The sequence below is a fragment of the Primorskyibacter sedentarius genome (assembly GCF_004342065.1).
GTDB lineage: Bacteria > Pseudomonadota > Alphaproteobacteria > Rhodobacterales > Rhodobacteraceae > Primorskyibacter > Primorskyibacter sedentarius.
Genome location: NZ_SLZU01000004.1, coordinates 81,750 through 99,875 on the forward strand (window position 1 = coordinate 81,750; position 18,126 = coordinate 99,875).

General features: G+C 62.8%; 18 protein-coding genes. 10 read left to right on the top strand and 8 right to left on the bottom strand.

Translation table 11 applies throughout. From position 1 onward, the window contains the following. Positions 1–122: 122 nt before the first annotated feature. The 5 genes from gpmI (at position 123) to EDD52_RS08515 (ending at position 5,213) form a co-directional block, all read left to right on the top strand. On the top strand, positions 123–1,658 hold the full coding sequence (gene gpmI, locus EDD52_RS08495) for a 2,3-bisphosphoglycerate-independent phosphoglycerate mutase (protein ID WP_132243857.1): 1,536 nt from the start codon (positions 123–125) through the stop codon (positions 1,656–1,658). Further along, positions 1,655–2,785, top strand: coding sequence for a murein hydrolase activator EnvC family protein (locus EDD52_RS08500; RefSeq protein ID WP_132243859.1), 1,131 nt, complete (start codon positions 1,655–1,657; stop codon positions 2,783–2,785). Before gpmI ends, EDD52_RS08500 begins: the two co-directional genes overlap by 4 nt. After that, positions 2,782–4,128, top strand: a complete 1,347-nt coding sequence (locus EDD52_RS08505; protein WP_132243861.1) for a S41 family peptidase — start codon at positions 2,782–2,784, stop codon at positions 4,126–4,128. The genes EDD52_RS08500 and EDD52_RS08505 overlap by 4 nt, the downstream gene beginning before the upstream one ends. Positions 4,129–4,236: 108 nt before the next feature. Further along, positions 4,237–4,722, top strand: coding sequence for an RNA pyrophosphohydrolase (locus tag EDD52_RS08510; protein ID WP_132243863.1), 486 nt, complete (start codon positions 4,237–4,239; stop codon positions 4,720–4,722). Beyond that, entirely contained in the window at positions 4,719–5,213 is a 495-nt protein-coding gene (locus EDD52_RS08515) for a hypothetical protein (protein WP_132243865.1), read from the top strand. Before EDD52_RS08510 ends, EDD52_RS08515 begins: the two co-directional genes overlap by 4 nt. On the opposite strand, the gene EDD52_RS08520 is transcribed toward EDD52_RS08515, so the two are convergent. From EDD52_RS08520 to EDD52_RS08555, 8 genes are all read right to left on the bottom strand, one after another. Next, positions 5,210–6,559 carry a lytic murein transglycosylase gene (locus EDD52_RS08520; RefSeq protein WP_132243867.1) on the bottom strand — a complete coding sequence of 450 codons (1,350 nt, stop codon included), beginning with the start codon at positions 6,557–6,559 and terminating at the stop codon, positions 5,210–5,212. The genes EDD52_RS08515 and EDD52_RS08520 overlap by 4 nt on opposite strands. A gap of 62 nt (positions 6,560–6,621) precedes the next feature. Further along, positions 6,622–7,341, bottom strand: coding sequence for a helix-turn-helix transcriptional regulator (locus EDD52_RS08525; protein WP_132243869.1), 720 nt, complete (start codon positions 7,339–7,341; stop codon positions 6,622–6,624). A gap of 57 nt (positions 7,342–7,398) precedes the next feature. Further along, on the bottom strand, positions 7,399–9,657 hold the full coding sequence (gene rnr / locus EDD52_RS08530) for a ribonuclease R (RefSeq protein ID WP_132243871.1): 2,259 nt from the start codon (positions 9,655–9,657) through the stop codon (positions 7,399–7,401). Between the two features lie 92 nt (positions 9,658–9,749). Continuing rightward, positions 9,750–10,895, bottom strand: coding sequence for a succinyl-diaminopimelate desuccinylase (gene dapE, locus EDD52_RS08535; RefSeq protein WP_132243873.1), 1,146 nt, complete (start codon positions 10,893–10,895; stop codon positions 9,750–9,752). Between the two features lie 232 nt (positions 10,896–11,127). Beyond that, complete coding sequence (locus tag EDD52_RS08540; RefSeq protein ID WP_132243875.1) at positions 11,128–11,466, bottom strand: hypothetical protein; 339 nt, start codon at positions 11,464–11,466, stop codon at positions 11,128–11,130. 90 nt (positions 11,467–11,556) lie between these two features. Continuing rightward, the gene (locus tag EDD52_RS08545) at positions 11,557–11,805 is read right to left on the bottom strand and encodes a GlsB/YeaQ/YmgE family stress response membrane protein (RefSeq protein ID WP_132243877.1); all 249 of its coding nucleotides are present in this window, start codon (positions 11,803–11,805) and stop codon (positions 11,557–11,559) included. Positions 11,806–11,884: 79 nt separating this feature from the next. After that, positions 11,885–12,712, bottom strand: coding sequence for a 2,3,4,5-tetrahydropyridine-2,6-dicarboxylate N-succinyltransferase (gene dapD / locus EDD52_RS08550; RefSeq protein ID WP_132243879.1), 828 nt, complete (start codon positions 12,710–12,712; stop codon positions 11,885–11,887). 82 nt (positions 12,713–12,794) lie between these two features. After that, complete coding sequence (locus EDD52_RS08555; RefSeq protein WP_132243881.1) at positions 12,795–13,712, bottom strand: threonine/serine dehydratase; 918 nt, start codon at positions 13,710–13,712, stop codon at positions 12,795–12,797. Between the two features lie 75 nt (positions 13,713–13,787). Between EDD52_RS08555 and EDD52_RS08560 the strand changes: the two genes are divergently transcribed. From EDD52_RS08560 to rfbA, 5 genes are all read left to right on the top strand, one after another. Next, on the top strand, positions 13,788–14,630 hold the full coding sequence (locus EDD52_RS08560) for an LOG family protein (RefSeq protein ID WP_132243883.1): 843 nt from the start codon (positions 13,788–13,790) through the stop codon (positions 14,628–14,630). Positions 14,631–14,794: 164 nt separating this feature from the next. Then, positions 14,795–15,358, top strand: a complete 564-nt coding sequence (rfbC, locus tag EDD52_RS08565; protein ID WP_132243885.1) for a dTDP-4-dehydrorhamnose 3,5-epimerase — start codon at positions 14,795–14,797, stop codon at positions 15,356–15,358. Positions 15,359–15,361: 3 nt separating this feature from the next. Further along, positions 15,362–16,402, top strand: coding sequence for a dTDP-glucose 4,6-dehydratase (rfbB, locus tag EDD52_RS08570; protein WP_132243887.1), 1,041 nt, complete (start codon positions 15,362–15,364; stop codon positions 16,400–16,402). Beyond that, positions 16,399–17,250 (top strand): dTDP-4-dehydrorhamnose reductase, encoded by an 852-nt coding sequence (rfbD, locus tag EDD52_RS08575; protein WP_132243889.1) that lies wholly within the window; start codon positions 16,399–16,401, stop codon positions 17,248–17,250. The genes rfbB and rfbD overlap by 4 nt, the downstream gene beginning before the upstream one ends. Next, entirely contained in the window at positions 17,250–18,125 is an 876-nt protein-coding gene (gene rfbA / locus EDD52_RS08580; protein WP_132243891.1) for a glucose-1-phosphate thymidylyltransferase RfbA, read from the top strand. Before rfbD ends, rfbA begins: the two co-directional genes overlap by 1 nt. The last annotated feature ends 1 nt before the right edge of the window (position 18,126 follow it).

An 18,126-nucleotide genomic window follows, 5' to 3' on the forward strand; every position in this document is an offset into this window, starting at 1 on the left:
GGGCATGTCGTGCTCTGCGGTGGAAATCAGTGCCAGCATAGCCCGAATTCGCAGGAAAACCCGCTTCGCTTCGCCCGGACGTTGCGCTAGACAACAGGCATGACAACGCGGAGGCCCGCCTGATGACTTATCCCAAACCCGTCGTTCTGTGCATTCTTGACGGCTGGGGGCTGTCCGACCAGCACGAGGCGAATGCCCCCGTTCTGGCCGATACCCCCACCATGGACCGGCTGATGAAGACCTGCCCACATGCGCAGCTGATCACGCATGGGCCGGATGTGGGCCTGCCCACCGGGCAGATGGGCAATTCCGAGGTCGGCCACACCAATATTGGCGCGGGTCGCGTGGTGGCGATGGATCTGGGCCAGATCGATCTGGCAATCGAGGATGGGTCTTTCTTCGAAAACGAAGCGATCAAGGCATTCATCGACAAGCTCAAGGCGACCGGCGGCAAGGCCCATTTGATGGGCGTGGTGTCCGATGGTGGCGTGCATGGCCATATCAGCCATATCAAGGCGGCGGCGCGCATGATCTCGGATGCGGGCGTGCCGGTTCAGCTGCACGCGATCACCGACGGGCGTGACGTAGCACCGGATTCGGCCAAGGGGTTCATTGCGGATATCGTGGATTGGGCGGCGGCGCAGGCTGGCGCGCCAATCACCATCGTTACCGTGATCGGGCGCTATTACGCGATGGACCGCGACAACCGGTGGGAACGGGTGCAGACGGCCTACGATGCGATGATCCACGGCAAAGGACAGGCCACCGCCAACACCGCGCAAGAGGCTGTCGCGCAGTCCTATGCCAAGGGAAAGAATGACGAATTCATCCCCGCGACGGTGATCGGCGGCTATGCCGGGATGTCTGAGGGCGACGGATTCTTCTGTCTCAACTTCCGAGCTGACCGCGCGCGCGAAATCCTGGCCGCGATCGGCGCGCCCGATTTCGACGGGTTCGAACGCGGTGCAAAGCCCGGCTTTGCGGCGATGCTGGGCATGGTGGAATATTCGGATGCGCATAAGGCCTACATGCAGACGGCCTATCCCAAACGAGTGATCGTCAACACGCTGGGCGAATGGGTCTCGCATCACGGCAAGACCCAGTTTCGCCTCGCCGAGACGGAAAAATACCCGCATGTGACCTTTTTCCTGAACGGCGGCCGCGAGAAACCCGAGGAAAACGAAGATCGCTACATGCCCAAGTCGCCCAAGGTTGCGACCTACGATATGCAGCCCGAGATGTCTTCGGTCGAGGTGACGGACAAGTTTGTCGATGCGATCAGGCACGGCTATGATCTGATCGTGACCAACTATGCCAATCCGGACATGGTGGGCCATACCGGTGATTTGCAGGCCGCGATGAAAGCCTGCGCTGCCGTGGATGAGGGGCTTGGTCGCGTGATCGAGGCCCTGCAAGAGGCCGGAGGCGCGATGATTGTCACCGCCGATCATGGCAATTGCGAAACCATGGTCGATCCCGAAACCGGCGGGCCGCATACGGCCCATACGACCAACCCGGTGCCGGTTATTCTGGTCGGCGGTCCCGAAGGCGCGACGCTCGCGAATGGGCGTCTGGCGGATCTTGCGCCGACATTGCTGGATCTGATGGGCCTTGAAAAGCCTGCCGAAATGACCGGGGAAAGCCTGATCCGGCGATGAAACATCTGGCCTTGCTTCTGACCCTTCTGGCCGCGCCCGCGCTGGCGCAGGACGACCCCGCAGTGGCGGCGCGCGCGGCGGCAGAGGCGTTGGTGCAGGCGCAAGAGCAACTCGACGAGGCCGACGGCGCCCGTGACCGGGTCGCGGCCCTGACCACGACGGTCCGGGCCTACGAGGATGGTCTGGCCGCCCTGCGCGAAGGGCTGCGCCGGGTTTCGATCCGCGAATTGGAGCTGAGCCAGGCGTTGCAGGCGCAGGAGGGGGAGATTTCCCGCCTTCTGGGCGCGTTGATGACCATCGGCCAAAGCGATGCCCCGACGCTGGCGCTGCATCCGTCCGGTCCCACCGGAACGGCGCGCGCGGGCATGTTGCTTTCCGATGTGACCCCGGCGCTGGCCACGCAGGCCGCAGCGCTCCGCGCGGATCTGGAGGAGGTTGCGGCGCTGCGCCAGATGCAGGAAGAGGCCGTGACCCGCCTGACAGAGGGGCTTTCGGGTGTGCAGCAGGCCCGGACCGAGCTTAGTCAGGCCATCGACGAACGTCAGGACCTGCCGCGCCGCTTTACCGAAGACCCGGTGCGCACGGCGATCCTGATCGCCGGGACTGAAACGCTGGAGGAGTTCGCCGCAGGGCTTGGCCAGATGACAGAGGACGAGGCGCAGGGAGGCCTGCCCTCGATCACGGACCGCAAGGGCTATCTGCCGCTGCCAGCACCCGGAGAGATCCTGCGCGGCGCCGGAGAACGGGATGCGGCCGGGGTGCAACGCCCGGGCGTCGTGATCGGGACAGCACCGCGCGCGCTTGTCACCATCCCCACGGCTGCGACAATTCGCTATGTCGGGCCTCTGCTCGATTACGGGCTGGTCACGATTCTGGAACCGCAGGCCGATCTTTTGATCGTTCTGGCCGGTCTGGCAGAGGTTTACGGCCGCGCCGGGCAGGTCTTGCCCGCGGGCAGCCCCGTTGGCATGATGGGCGGCCAGATGCCCACCACAGATGCCGTCCTGTCACAGTCCGGTGAAGAGGGTGGCGCAGAGCTGACAGAAACGCTCTATATGGAAGTCAGAGAGGGAGACGACCCCGTCGACCCCCTGACGTGGTTTTCAACCGACAAGGATGACGCATGAAGAAATTTGTCATGGCAGCACTGGGCGGCACGCTGGCGGGCGTGGTCGCGACGACTCAGTTCGTCGGGCCGCTGCTGGCGCAGGAACAGACCAAGTCGAGCAGTGTCTACGAACAGCTCGACCTTTTCGGCGACATCTTTGAACGGATCCGCGCCCAGTATGTCGAAGAGGTCGACGAGGGAGAGCTGATCGAGGCCGCGATCAACGGCATGCTGACCTCGCTTGATCCGCATTCCAGCTACCTGTCCCCCGATGACGCCGCCGATATGCGCGTGCAGACACGGGGCGAATTCGGCGGTCTGGGGATCGAGGTCACGCAGGAAGAAGGCTTCGTCAAGGTTGTCTCGCCGATCGACGGCACCCCGGCCGAAGAGGCAGGCATCGAAGCGGGTGATTTCATCACCCATGTCGATGGTGAAAGCGTGCTTGGTCTGACACTGGATGAAGCGGTGGAAATGATGCGCGGCCCCGTCGGGTCCGAGATCATCATCACCGTCGTGCGCGAGGCCGATCCAGAGCCGTTCGACGTGTCGATCATTCGCGATACCATCAAGCTGACCGCCGTGCGCACGCGTCTTGAGGGCGATACCGTCGTGTTGCGCGTGACCACGTTCAACGACCAGACCTTCCCCAATCTGCAGGAAGGTCTTGCAGAGCAGGTCGAAGCGGCGGGCGGCATGGAGAATGTGAACGGCATCGTGCTGGATCTGCGCAACAATCCGGGCGGTCTTCTGACGCAGGCGATCAAGGTTTCCGACGCGTTTCTGGAACAGGGCGAGATCGTGTCCACCCGCGGGCGCGACCTTGTGGATGGCGAACGCTACAACGCCGAAAGCTATGTCGAAGGCGACCTGTCTGACGGCAAGCCGCTGGTGGTTCTGATCAATGGCGGCTCTGCCTCGGCATCCGAAATTGTTGCAGGCGCGCTTCAGGATCATCGCCGCGCCATTGTTGTCGGCACCAAGAGCTTCGGCAAAGGGTCGGTGCAGACCGTGATGCCCCTGCGCGGCGACGGGGCCATGCGCCTGACCACCGCGCGGTATTACACGCCATCTGGCCGGTCGATCCAGGCGCTTGGCGTGTCGCCCGACATCGTGGTCGAGCAGCCTCGCCGCGCGCCCGAGGCCGAAGAGGACGAGGATGCCGCGACACCCCGCACGCGGACAGAGGCGGACCTGCGTGGCAGCCTCGACAATGACAGCCTGACAGAGGATGAGATCCGCCAGATCGAAGAAGATCGCGCCAAGGCAGAGGCTGCGGCGAAGCTTCGCGAGGATGATTATCAGCTGGCCTATGCCATCGATATCCTCAAGGGGCTCAGCGCCCTTGGCTCTCAGGACTGACGGTGTTCGCGCGGGTCACCACAGTGCCGCGCCCCACGTCTATCTACCGATAACTGGCCCGGCGGAGTGCAAACTTCGCCGGGCCGCGTTTCAGACGGAGTGACTGCAATGACCCCCGAAGATATCGCCAAACTGCCTTACCGCCGGAATGTCGGAGTGATGCTTGTGAACGCGGATGGGCACGCCTTTGTCGGCCAACGCGTCGATAGCGACGTGCCCGCATGGCAGATGCCGCAAGGCGGGATCGACAAGGGAGAGTCCCCGCGCGATGCCGCCTTGCGCGAGCTGGAAGAAGAAACCGGCGTCACCCGCGATCTTGTCACCGTCGAGGCCGAAACCGAAGGCTGGCTGGCCTATGATCTGCCGCATGACCTCGTGCCCCGGATCTGGAAAGCGCGGTACCGCGGGCAAGAGCAGAAGTGGTTTCTGCTAAGGTTCCATGGTACCGACGATCAGGTGCGCATTGACGCCGACGATCATCAGGAATTTTCGGAATGGCGCTGGCTGCCTGCCAGCGAACTCGTCGACAATATCGTGCCCTTCAAACGAGACGTCTATGGCCGCGTTCTTGCCGCGTTCAAGGATCACCTATGACACGGTATGGCTTAGCAGCGCTGCTTGCGCTTTTCGCGGGTCAGGCCGATGCGCTGTCCTGTATGCGCCCCGATATTGCCCGCGATTACGAGCGCGCCGCCTCGGCAGAAGAGATCTATCACGCCGTCACCGGTGTGCTCGACTTTGATCCGGCAACGCTGCCCGTCGTTGACTATGACAACCAGCAAGCCACGCCGCCAGAGACCGACATTCCGGCACGTCTGACTGGCAGAACGCTGACCAGCAGCGGCTTCACGGCAGAGTTTGAGCGGGACATCACCCTGCGTGTGCATTGTTTCGGACCGTGGTGCGCCAGCCCGCAACCCGGCACGCCCTATCTGACCTTTGTCGAGAGCACGCGCCAAGGACTGGTGATGCATGTCGATCCCTGCGGGGGGCTGAGCCATCCCAATCCGTCGGCTGAACTCGAAGCCCGCGTCGTGGCTTGCTCCAAGGGCGACTGCCCACTTGATGACGGATCGCGTCCTTAGCGCAACCGCTCCAGCAAGCTTTGCGAAGCGTAGCCATCCGGGATCAGGCCGACGGATCGCTGGTAGGATTGCATGGCCGCGGCGGTCTTGGGCCCGATCCTGCCGTCCACGCCGCCCGTGTTGAAACCGGCCGCCGTCAGACGCTGCTGCATTTCCTTGCGTTCCTTGTAGGTCAGCCCCCTGTCACCCTCGGGCCAGGTGGCCTGTATCTTGGCGCCGCCGCCCAGACGGTCGCTTAGATGACCCACGCCGATCACATAGGCATCGGCGGCGTTATAGCGCTCGATCGCCTTGAAATTGGAAAAGATCATGAAGGCCGCACCCCGCGCGCCCGCAGGTAGCAGCAGTGACGCCTGCCCGTAATCCCGAACAGCGTTTCCATCCATGCCTTTCACGCCAAGCCGGGCCCATTCACTGGGCATACGGGTCAGATCGCGGCGCGCCAAGGAATAGTCGAAACCCTGCGGAATGCGGACTTCAACGCCCCATGGCTGGCCTTTCTTCCACCCGCTTTTGGCGAGGTAATTCGCGGTCGAGGCAAGCGCATCGGTTGGATCATCCGACCAGATGTCGCGCTTGCCATCGCCGGTGAAGTCTACCGCCAGCGCAAGGTAGGATGTCGGGATGAACTGGGTATGGCCCATGGCGCCGGCCCAGCTGCCCTTCATGTCTTCCGGCGTCGTATCCCCCGATTGCAGGATCTTCAACGCGGCGACCAGTTGCTGTTCAAAGAACTTGCCCCGCCGACCGTCAAAGGCCAGCGTCGCCAGCGAGCCGATCACGGGATCGGACCCGCGCCGCGTGCCATAGGCGCTTTCCATGCCCCAGACAGCGGCCACGACCTCTTTCTCGACGCCGTAGCGCGCTTCGATCGCCTCCAGCGCCGTGCCGTGCTGGTGCAGCGCCGCCCTGCCATTCTCGACGCGGCTGTCAGACGCGGCACTGGCCAGATAGTCGCCGATGGATTTGGTGAATTCGGATTGGTTGCGGTCCCTGCGGATAACCTCGGGGTCATAGCGCACGCCGCGCATCGCCCGGTCAAAGACCGACGCGCTGATCCCGGCGCTGAGCGCCCGCGCGCGGAACCCGGCGATCCAGCGTTCAAGCCCGCGTTGCAGGGCGGGATCGACTGGTGCCACCGTTGCCGGTCTTGGTGTCCCTGCCTGCGCCTTTGGGCGCAGCATCGGCCGTATCGACGCTTCGGGGGCCGCAGCGGGTATGATCTCGACCACTTTTTGCTGCATCGGGCGCGGCATCGGCCGGATGGACCGTTCGACAGGGCCCGCCATGCTGCCGGTTGTGGTCGCAAAAAGGGAGAGAAGCAGTGAAACAGAGACGAAACGCATCGTTGACCTCGGACATGCAAATCGCCTGAATCATATCGCGATCGCCCGGCATTCGAAAGCGGTCAGATCTGCTCCCGCGAGGTTTCGCCGAAGCCGTCTGTCTGGCCTCTCAGCCGTTCGAGATGCTGCCGCAGCAAAGATGTCCGATGCGGCCGGAAACTGGGGCCGGTCACGTCAAGCGTTGCGATACGGTCCAGCCGGAACGCGCGAAAGTCACGGCGCAGGCAGCACCATGCAAGAAGGCAGTGGCTGTCCTGAAAGAACACGATTTGCAGGGGCCGAACCTGACGATCCGACGGCTGGCCGTGTTTGTCGCGATAGGAAATCCGGATCTCCATCTCGTCCCATGCGGCCTTGCGAAGCACGCGAAGATCCACCGTCGCGCTCGGCGGGGGGAAGTAGCGATGGGCGCTGAGCACGGCGTGTTTCAACCGATGGGCCTGCCGGTCCGGCAGGCGGGCGCGCAGCTTGGCCAGCGCGGCCGTTGCGGCGGCGCCAAGATGCGGGTCGGCCACGGCTTCCACCTCTCGGAGGCCCAGCACAAGCGCTTCGAGCTCTTCGTCGGTGAAGGCGAGGGGTGGCAGGCTCGCATCCTCGATGACCGTGTAGCCAAAGCCCGCCGCGCCATCAATGACCGCGCCAAGCCCGCGCAGCGTGGCAATGTCGCGGTAGATCGTGCGTTCGGTCACGCCCAGCTCTCCGGCCAGCCGTGCGGCGGTGACAGGCGGTTCGAGGCTGCGCAGCCCCTGCATCAGGCGAAGCAATCGGTCGGTACGGCTCATGTTGCCATCATGCTGCCACATGCTGACGGAATGTGACAGGAGGCGACCCCGGCCGCATCACCGCCGGCGAGAGCTTTTGCGTCTGACGCTTGCCGCCTTTTTCTTGGCCTTGGTGGCCTTTCTGCGAGGCGCGGTGCCGCGTCTGCCCTGTCGGCCACGGCCCGTTGGCAATGCATTGCCGTCCAGTGTCAGCAATTCCAGCCCGATGCCGCCTGTAACCGGCACGGCCTCTGTCAGGCGGACCGTCACCCGCTGGCCAAGCCCGATGACGACGCCGGTATCGGCGCCCATCAGCGTGGCGGTTTCGGCGTCAAAATGGAAGTATTCAGAGCCGAGGTTGCGCATCGGGATCAACCCGTCCGCGCCGGTCTCGTCCAGCTTCACGAACGCACCAAAGCGCGCAATGCCAGAAATCCGCCCGCCCATCTCGGTCCCGACACGCTCTGACAGGTAAGACGCCAGATAGCGGTCGGTCGTATCGCGCTCGGCCATCATCGAACGGCGTTCAGTGTCCGAGATGTGTTGTGCGGTCTGCTCCAGCGCTTCGATCCCTTCGGGCGACAATCCGTCATCGCCCCAGCCATGTGCGGTGATCAGCGCGCGGTGCACGATCAGGTCCGAATAGCGCCGGATGGGCGAGGTGAAATGCGCGTAGGATTTGAGCGCCAGCCCGAAATGGCCGAAATTCTCGGGGTTGTAATAGGCCTGCGTCATGGATCGCAGCGTGGCCATGTTGATCAGCTCTGCCTCGTCCGAGCCTGCCGCGTCATGCAAAAGCCGGTTCAGGTGCGCGGTCTTGAGAACCTGCCCCTTGGCCAGCGTCAGCCCTGCGGCCTGAGCGGTTTCTCGCAGCGCGTCCAGCTTCTCGGGCGGGGGTTCCTCATGCACCCGGAACAGCAGCGGCGTGCGCTTGGCAACCAGTGTTTCGGCGGCGGCGACATTGGCCAGCACCATGAATTCCTCGATCAGCCTGTGCGCGTCGAACCGTTCGGAAAAGTTGACCGAGGTGACGTTGCCCTTCTCGTCCAGAACGATCTTGCGCTCCGGCAGGTCCAAGTCCAGCGGCTGGCGGGCATTCCGCGCGTCGCGCAGGGCGTAATAGGCATCGTAAAGCGGGCGGATCACGTCATCCATCAGCGGCGCGACCTTGTCGTTCGGCGTGCCGTCCATGCCTTCCTGCACTTCGCGGTAATTCAGTGCCGCCGGGGATCGCATCATCCCGCGCACGAAGCGATGGTCCAGCTTTTGGCCATGCGCGTCGATCCGCATCCGCACCGCCATACAGGCGCGCGGCACGCCTTCATGCAGCGAGCACAGATCGCCGGATAGCCGGTCCGGCAGCATCGGTACAACACGGTCGGGGAAATAGCTGGAATTGCCGCGGTTGCGGGCCTCGCGGTCCAGGGCAGAGCCGGGGCGCACATAATGGGCCACATCCGCGATCGCGACCCAGACGATATGGCCGCCCTCGTTTTTCGGGTCGTCATCGGGTTCAGCAAAGCAGGCGTCGTCGCGGTCGCGCGCATCGACGGGATCGATTGTGATCAGGGGAATGTCGCGCAGGTCTTCGCGGCCAGAAAGACCCGCGGGCTTCATCGCGTCAGCCTCTGCGATGGCATCGTCGGGGAAGCTGTCAGGGATGCCGTGCTGATGGATGGCGATCAGCGACACGGCCTTGGGGGCGGACGGGTCGCCCAGACGTTCGACAATGCGGGCGCGGGGCAGGCCAAGGCGCCCCTTCGGGCCCGCCTGTTCGGCCTCGACCAGCTCGCCATCCCTGGCGCCAAAGGCGGCGTCCTCGGACACGCTCCATTCCTTGTCGGACCCTTTGTCGATGGACACGATCCGACCACCTTCGGCACCTTTGCGGTAAATGCCGACAACGCGTTGCGGGTTGGCACCGATCCGGCGGATCAGCCGGGCCTCGTAATTGTGGTCTTCTTCGTGAACCACCCTCAGCTTGCCAAGGATGCGGTCGCCTTCGCCCAAGGCCGGATCGCTGGCGCGGGTCACGATCAGGATGATCGGCTCCACCCCTTCGCCATGCCATTCCAGCGGCCGCGCAAAAAGATCACCATCCGCCGTTGGTGCCTTGACCTGCAGCACGCTGACCGGGGGCAGCCGGTCGGGATCGCGGTAGGTTTTCTTGCGCTTTTCCAGATGCCCTTCCGCCTCCAGCTCTTTGAGCATGCGCTTGAGATCAATGCGCGCAGCGCCTTTGATGCCAAAGGCCTTGGCGATGTCGCGCTTGGCGCTGAGGGTCGGGTTTGCGGCAATCCATTCGAGGATCTCCGCCTTGGTGGGAAGCGTTTTCATGTCTCCGGCGTATCACGCCGCCGGAGCGGCGTCATTGCGAAAAACGCGCCGCGATTGTGACATCCGCATGACGGACCAACCGGTTTTCAGGATCAGGCGAAATAGTCGTGCAGAATCCTTGAATAGATCCGCTTGAGCTGGTGGATCTGGTCCACCTCCACACGCTCGTCCACCTGGTGCATGGTGCGACCGACAAGGCCAAACTCGACAACCGGACAGTGGTTTTTCACGAAACGCGCATCTGAGGTACCACCGGTGGTCGAGGCCTCAGGCACCACGCCGGTCTCTGCCTCTACCGCGCGTGCGATGAGATCAGACAGAGGCCCGGGCGGGGTCAGGAAACTTTCGCCGGATATCCTGATCTTCAGATCGGTGGTGGTGCCAAATGCGGCATCCACCTTTGCCGCCTCGTCTTGCAGCCAGCCGGAGAGGCTGGCGCCGGAATGCGCGTCGTTGAAGCGGATGTTGAGCGTGGCGCGCGCCTCTGCCGGGATCACATTGGTAGCCGGGTTGCCGGTGTCGATGGTCACGACGGCAAGGGTGGAGGCGTCGAAATGGTCGGTGCCGCCGTCCAGCTCGTGGCTGGCAAGGCGGTCCATCAGCCGGACAAGCGCATGCAGCGGATTGACCGCGCGGTGCGGGTAGGCGGCATGGCCCTGCACGCCCTGCACGGTGAAATGCGCGTTGAGCGAGCCGCGACGGCCGATCTTCATCATCTGGCCCATATTGTCGGGGCAGGTGGGTTCGCCCACGAGGCAAACTGACATGGCCTCCTGCTCTGCCTCCATCCAATCGAGTAGCGCCACGGTGCCGTCGGTTGCGTCGCCCTCCTCGTCGCCCGTGATGGTCAGGATAAGGGCACCATCGGGGGGCGTTTCGGTGACAAAATCTACAGCGGCGGCGGCGAAAGCGGCCACACCGGATTTCATGTCGGTGGCGCCGCGACCGTAGAGGAAGCCGTCCTTCACCTCGGCCCCGAAGGGCGGCATTGTCCAGGCCGCGGGGTCGCCCAGGGGCACGACATCGGTGTGACCGTTGAACCCGAAGGTGCGGGCGTGTCCCTTGTCGCCCCAGCGGGCGAAAAGGTTGGACACGCCGCCGCGATCCACGCGGGTACATGCAAAGCCTGCGCCTTCCAGCAGGTCTTGCAACAGAACCAGCGCGCCGCCTTCTTCAGGGGTGACAGAGGCGCAGCACACCAGCGCGGCGGTCAGGGCTTCGGGATCGGTCTGGGGCATGGAGTCTCCGGCAGGCAGGCGGCGGTTTGGCAAAGCGCGGTGGAGCCTGTGAGATGCGCCCGGCGCTTGGCGTTTGGTAACCAATCGCTTTCGTCAGGGCAAGCGAAGCGCCGAAAAGCGCAGGCGTATGGGTTTGCGTGAGGGCGGCGTGACCAAAAGGGGCGCTTCCGCGCGCTTTTTATTCAGCAAGTGGCGAGGTGACGCGTCGTTTCAGGCGATACGGGGGTGGAGATCACGCCTTGTCCTTGTCGAAGAACGGGGTGACCTGGGCCACGATGACCGAGTTTTCTACCAGCGCGCGCGCCATGAGGGCCTGTTCGTCTTTGTCCATCTCGTGGCCCTGGGCCACACGCTCTTCGGCTGTACCGTAGCCGGTGACGTCCAGCGGGGCCATGTCGGCCTGTTTGAGGATGGCCACGGTTTCGCGCACGGCCTCGGCCTCGTCTATTCCAGAGGCAAAGCACAGCAGACCGGCACCGGTGGCACCTTTTGGCAGCCCGTCGCCGGTCTTGCGGCCAACTTCGACCAGCAAGGTATAGACCTGTTGCGGTTTTTTCTTCTTTTCGGTCATCTGGCCGGTATTCCCATATCCGCAAAATGCAAAGCCCCGCGCGGGGAGGCGCGGGGCTGTCCTAGACGTTTGGGGCGCGTTTGGGAAGCGTCAGCTTTTGACGGCGCGATATCCCCAGATCAGGATACAGGCGCCTATGATGCCGACAATCAGCTGGGGTATCCACGCGCCTGCTGCGAAGATGCCGAAGATCCCAAGGATTGCGTTGGCGATTATCGCGCCCACGATCCCCAGGATGATGTTCAGAATGATGCCCGTATCCGCCTTCATGATCATGCTGGCGATCCAACCGGCAAGGCCGCCCACGACGATGGCGGCAATCCAACCTATTCCTTGCATGTCGTTCCTTCCCGCTGTTGCAAAGCTGTTCTGACGGGTCAACGTCGCAACCGGCGGGAAGGTTCCATGCGTGTGCGGATCAGTCGCGCAGCAACTCGTTGATGCCGGTTTTGGAGCGGGTGCGTTCGTCCACACGCTTCACGATGACCGCGCAGTAGAGGTTGATGCCGTTCTTGGAGGGCATGGAGCCTGCGACGACCACGGAATAGGGGGGCACTTCGCCATACATGACTTCGCCGGTTTCGCGGTCAACGATCTTGGTGGACTGGCCGATGAAGACGCCCATGCCAAGGACGGAGCCTTCGCGGATGATGCAGCCCTCGACCACCTCGGAGCGGGCGCCGATGAAGCAGTTGTCCTCGATGATGGTGGGGCCGGCCTGCATGGGTTCCAGCACGCCGCCGATGCCGACGCCGCCCGACAGGTGCACGCCTTTGCCGATCTGCGCGCAGGAGCCGACGGTGGCCCAAGTATCGACCATCGTGCCTTCGTCGACATAGGCGCCGAGGTTCACGAAGGAGGGCATCAGCACCACGCCGGGCGCGATATAGGCCGATTTGCGGACGATACAGTTGGGAACGGCGCGGAAACCTGCGGCTTTCCACTGGTTGTCGCCCCAGCCCTTGAACTTGCTGTCGACCTTGTCCCACCAGCCAGAGCCTTGCGGGCCGTTATCCTGCATTTCCATATCCTTGATGCGGAAACCGAGCAGAACAGCCTTCTTGGCCCATTGATTGACGTGCCAGTCGCCATTGTCCTGACGTTCCGCCACGCGCAGCTTGCCGGAATCGAGCGCGTTCAGCGTGTCCTCGATCGCCTCGCGGGTCTCGCCGCCGGTCGAGGGCGTGATGGTATCGCGCGCCTCCCAGGCGGCTTCGATGGCGGTTTCAAGCTGGGCGTTGGACATCGGTGTCTCCCTAAAGGCGAAAATCGGTTGTCGCCCTATACCCGTGTCTGGGCAACGCGGCAATCGAAGATGGGGCTGCGCCTCATGCCAGCGGGTTCGGGGCGATATTGCCGCCGCAGAGCAGGACTGCCACGCGCTCCCCAGCGGCTGGGACGTATGCGCCGGACATCAGCGCGGCGAGCGCGGTGGCGCCAGCGGGTTCGACCAGTTGGCGTGCATCATGCCAAAGCGCGCTTTGGGCTTTGGCGATATCCGCGTCAGTGACGAGCACCGACTGCACCTGTTCCTTGGCGAGGTCAAAGCAAAGCTGGCCGATCCTGCGGGCACCCAATGCGTTGGCGGCAATGCCCGACACATCGACATCAACCGGAGAGCCTGCATCCAGCGCGGCGTGCAACGTGCAGGCTGTTTCGGGCTCTACCGCCACGATCTTGCGGCGACCGTTCAACCAGGCAAGCGCGCCGCCGATCAGCCCGCCACCGCCAACGGCGATCAGAACGGTATCTGTCGTCAGGCCCTGATCCTCCCATTCGCGCATTACGGTGCCTTGGCCCGCCAACGTCGCGGGCGCGTCATAGGCGTGGATTTGCATGGCGTCTGTTTCCGCCTCAAACGCCTGCGCTGCTTCAAGGGCGTTGGAATAGGCGCCCGGAACCACGGTGAGATCGGCGCCGGTGCGTCGGATCAGGGCGATCTTCGCCGGTCCTGCGATTTCGGGCACGAAGATCTGTGCCGGATGGCCAAGACTGGATGCCGCGAACCCGACAGCGGCACCGTGATTGCCGCCAGAGGCCGCGACGACCCCGGCGGCCGGAACATTCGTGGACAGCAGCGTGTTGAATGCGCCCCGCGCCTTGAAGCTGCCCGTGTGCTGGACCTGCTCAAGCTTCAACTCGACAGGGTAGGGCAGGCCAAACCCTTGTGCGGTCATGACCGGCGTCCTGCGAAGATGCCCCTGCGAGCGTGTCGCCGCGGCCTCGATTTCCGATTTCCAATTCACCCGAACAGTCCTGTTTGCTGGCGTCGCTGCCGCGAAGGCTATAGGCAGGGTTCCAAGCGAACAAGGACACAGCCCATGCACGAAGAACGCAACAGCATTTTCCGCGACGCGGGCCTTGACCGGCGTACGGCCACCGAGGTTCCCGACACTCCGCAGACGCGGGCCCCATCCTATCGGCTGGCTTTTGCCGACGATGAATTCATGTGCCGGGACGAGCTTCGCCCGGTGCGGTTGCAGCTGGAGCTGCTCAAACCCGAGATGATGCTGGACGAGCATGGGGTGCAATCAACCATCGTCCTGTTCGGAGGGGCGCGCATTCCTGCGCCCGCGAACAAGGCGAATGCGCGGACCAAGACGCTTGCGGACCTGTCGCATTTCTATGACGAAGCGCGGAACTTCGCCCGGCTTATGACAGAACATAGCAAGGCGTCGGACGGGCGGGAAAACGTGATCGTCACGGGCGGCGGTCCCGGCGTGATGGAGGCGGGAAATCGCGGTGCGCATGATGCGGGCGGGCGGTCCATCGGGTTGAATATCGTGCTGCCCCACGAACAGGCGCCCAACGAATATGTCACGCCGGATCTGTGCTTCAACTTCCACTACTTTGCCATTCGCAAGATGCATTTCCTGATGCGCGCACGGGCGATCTGCATCTTCCCCGGCGGCTTCGGGACGCTGGATGAGATGTTCGAGTCCCTGACGCTTATCCAGACGGGCCGGATGCGGCGCGTTCCCTTCCTGCTGTTCGGGCGCGAATTCTGGGAACGGATCATCAACTGGGACGCGCTGGCGGATGCCGGAACCATCGCCGATCAGGATCTTGATCTGTTCCGCTATGTCGAAACCGCGCAAGAGGCTTTCGAGCTGATTGAGAACTGGGAATCCGCCCCTGCGAGAGACGACATTCCCGGGCGATAAAAAATACAATTCAGGGTTGTGGGAATTGCAGTTAACTGCTTGCAATAAAGCGAAAAAGACGCCCTTGGGGTAAAGTTAACCCCTCTTTGGCAAAACTGCCGTGACTCTCAGGAATCGAATTGTTATCACCCGAGCAAATTTTCAGTCAGTAAGGAAAGTTCTTTTTGGACATAGAGCAGACAAAGCTTGAGGGCGTCCTGGTCATCACCCCGAAACGGTTCAGTGACGCTCGCGGCAGCTTTTCCGAAGTCTGGAATCGTCAGACGATGAGAGAGGCGGGATTGGATTTCGACTTTGTGCAGGACAACCAGTCCATCAGCACGAAGGTGGGAACCATACGGGGTTTGCACTATCAGGCCCCTCCCCATGCCCAGGACAAACTGGTGCGGGCCGGGCGCGGCCGGGTTCTGGATGTCGTCGTGGATGTTCGCCGTGGCTCGCCTGGCTACATGAATTGGATTGGCGTGGAACTGTCCGAAGAAAACGGGCGCCAGCTTTTTGTGCCCAAGGGCTTTCTGCACGGGTTCATCACGCGAGAGCCGGACTCGATGCTGCTTTACAAGACGACTGATGTCTACGCGCCGGAATGTGACGGGAGCGTGCATTTTGCCGACCCGGAGATTGGTATTGATTGGGGCATTGATCCTGCCGCGGCTGTCGTTTCCGACAAGGATGCGAAAGCGCCGACGCTGAAGGAATGGACATCCCCGTTTGAGTATGAGGGCTGAATAATGAAGATTCTTGTCACCGGCGGTGCCGGTTTCATCGGTTCTGCAGTGGTGCGACAGGCCATTCGCGACGGCCACGCGGTCGTCAATCTTGACGCGCTGACCTATGCGGCCTGTCTGGATAACGTGGCCTCTGTCGCCGACCACGACTATTACGCCTTCGAGAAAGCGGATATCTGCGACGCCTCGGCGCTGAAATGGATCTTCAAGGTTCATCAGCCCGACGCTGTCATGCATCTGGCCGCCGAGAGCCATGTCGACCGCTCGATCGACGGGCCGGGTGATTTCATCCGCACCAATGTCGAGGGCACCTACACGTTGCTCGAAGCGGCGCGGGAATACTGGTTGAACATGGGCAAGCCGATGAATTTCCGCTTCCACCATATCTCGACCGACGAAGTTTACGGCACGCTTGGCGAAACGGGAATGTTCACCGAGGACACGCCCTACGCGCCGAACTCGCCCTATTCCGCATCCAAAGCCTCCAGCGATCACTTGGTGCGCGCCTGGGGAGAGACCTACGGGCTGCCGTTCGTTCTTACCAATTGCTCCAACAATTACGGGCCTTACCACTTCCCCGAAAAGCTGATCCCGGTCGTGATCCTCAAGGCGCTCGCCGGAGAGCCGATCCCGGTTTACGGCGCGGGCGAGAACATTCGCGACTGGCTGTATGTCGAGGATCACGCCGACGCGCTGCTGACTGTGCTGCAGCACGGCGTGAATGGGCGGACGTATAATATCGGTGGCGAGAACGAGGCCAAGAACATTGATCTCGTGCGGATGATCTGCGCCATTCTTGATGAAAAGCGGCCCAAGGATACCGGCTATGCCGAGCAGATCACCTTTGTCACCGACCGCCCGGGCCACGACCTGCGCTATGCGATCGATCCGACGCGCATCCGTACCGAGCTGGGCTGGCGCCCGTCGGTGACGCTTGAAGAAGGTCTGCGCAAGACTGTCGACTGGTACCTTGAAAACGAGGATTGGTGGCGTGCGCTGCAACAGCGTCAGGGCGTGGGGGTCCGGCTGGGCACGAAAGGATGAGCATCCTTGTCTTTGGCAAGACCGGGCAGGTCGCCACAGAGCTGCAGCGGCAGGCGGATGTCGTGGCCATGGGCCGCGACGTTGCCGACCTGAGCAATCCCAAAGCCTGCGCCGATGTGATCCGTGCGAGCAATGCGACAGCGGTGATCAACGCCGCGGCCTACACGGCTGTCGACAAGGCCGAGGACGAGAGTGACCTTGCCAATCTGATCAACGGCGATGCACCTGGCGCCATGGCGCAAGCCTGTGCCGAGAAGGGAATTCCCTTCGTCCAAATCTCTACCGATTACGTTTTTGATGGCGGTGGCACGCACCCGTGGAAGCCCGGCGACGCAGTGGCACCCTTGGGTGTCTACGGTGCCAGCAAGCTGCGCGGAGAAGAGGCTGTGCGCGCAGCGGGTGGCACGTCTGTCATCCTTCGCACGAGTTGGGTGTTTTCGGCCCATGGCGCCAATTTCGTCAAGACAATGCTGCGTCTTGGGGCAGAGCGTGACCGGCTGACAATCGTTGCCGATCAGATCGGCGGCCCGACAGCGGCAGCCGATATCGCAGCGACCTGCCTGACCATCGCAAAGACCTTGCAGAGCGACGCGGGCCTTGCGGGCACCTATCATTTCAGCGGTGCGCCTGATGTCAGCTGGGCCGATTTCGCACGCGAGATCTTTCGGCAGGCCGGGCTGACCCCGGAAGTTGTCGACATCCCCAGCTCTGACTTCCCGACCAGGGCCATAAGGCCTGCCAATTCGCGGCTGGACTGTTCCGGCCTGCAAGCGGCGTTCGGAGTCCGGCGGCCTGACTGGCGCAACAGCCTGAACGACGTTCTGACCGACCTGAAAGGACTTTCCTGATGACCAACCGCAAGGGTATCATCCTCGCAGGGGGATCCGGCACACGGCTCTACCCGATCACGATTGGCGTGTCGAAGCAGCTGATGCCGATCTACGACAAGCCGATGATCTACTACCCGCTGAGCGTATTGATGCTGGCAGGTATCCGCGAGATCGCGATGATCACCACGCCGCAGGATCAGGACCAGTTCAAGCGCGTGCTGGGCGATGGCAGCCAGTGGGGCATCAAGCTGACCTATGTGGTGCAGCCCGATCCGGGCGGGCTGGCGCAGGCCTATACGCTGACAGAGGATTTCCTCGACGGCGCGCCGTCCTGCATGGTTCTGGGCGACAACATCTTCTTCGGCCACGGGTTGCCGGAACTTCTGGAAGAGGCGGATGCCAAGACCGAAGGCGGCACCGTTTTCGGCTATCACGTCGCAGATCCCGAACGTTACGGCGTGGTGGCGATGGACGATCAGGGCAATGTCACGGATATCATCGAAAAACCCGAAGTGCCGCCGTCGTCCTATGCGGTGACAGGGCTTTATTTCCTGGATGGCAAAGCGTCAGAACGCGCGCATCAGGTGAAGCCGTCCGAACGCGGTGAGGTGGAGATTACCTCGCTGCTGGAGATGTACCTGCACGAGGGGTCCCTGTCGGTCAAACGCATGGGGCGCGGCTTTGCCTGGCTGGATACAGGGACTCACGGGTCGCTGCTGGATGCGGGCAACTTCGTGCGTACGTTGCAAAAGCGTCAGGGCATGCAGACTGGCTGTCTTGAGGAGATTGCCTTTGCCGCAGGCTGGATTGATGCAAAGGCGCTGGCAGAACATGCCGAGACTTTGAAAAAGAACGATTACGGGAAGTATCTGCGCAGCTTGCTGCACGAATAGG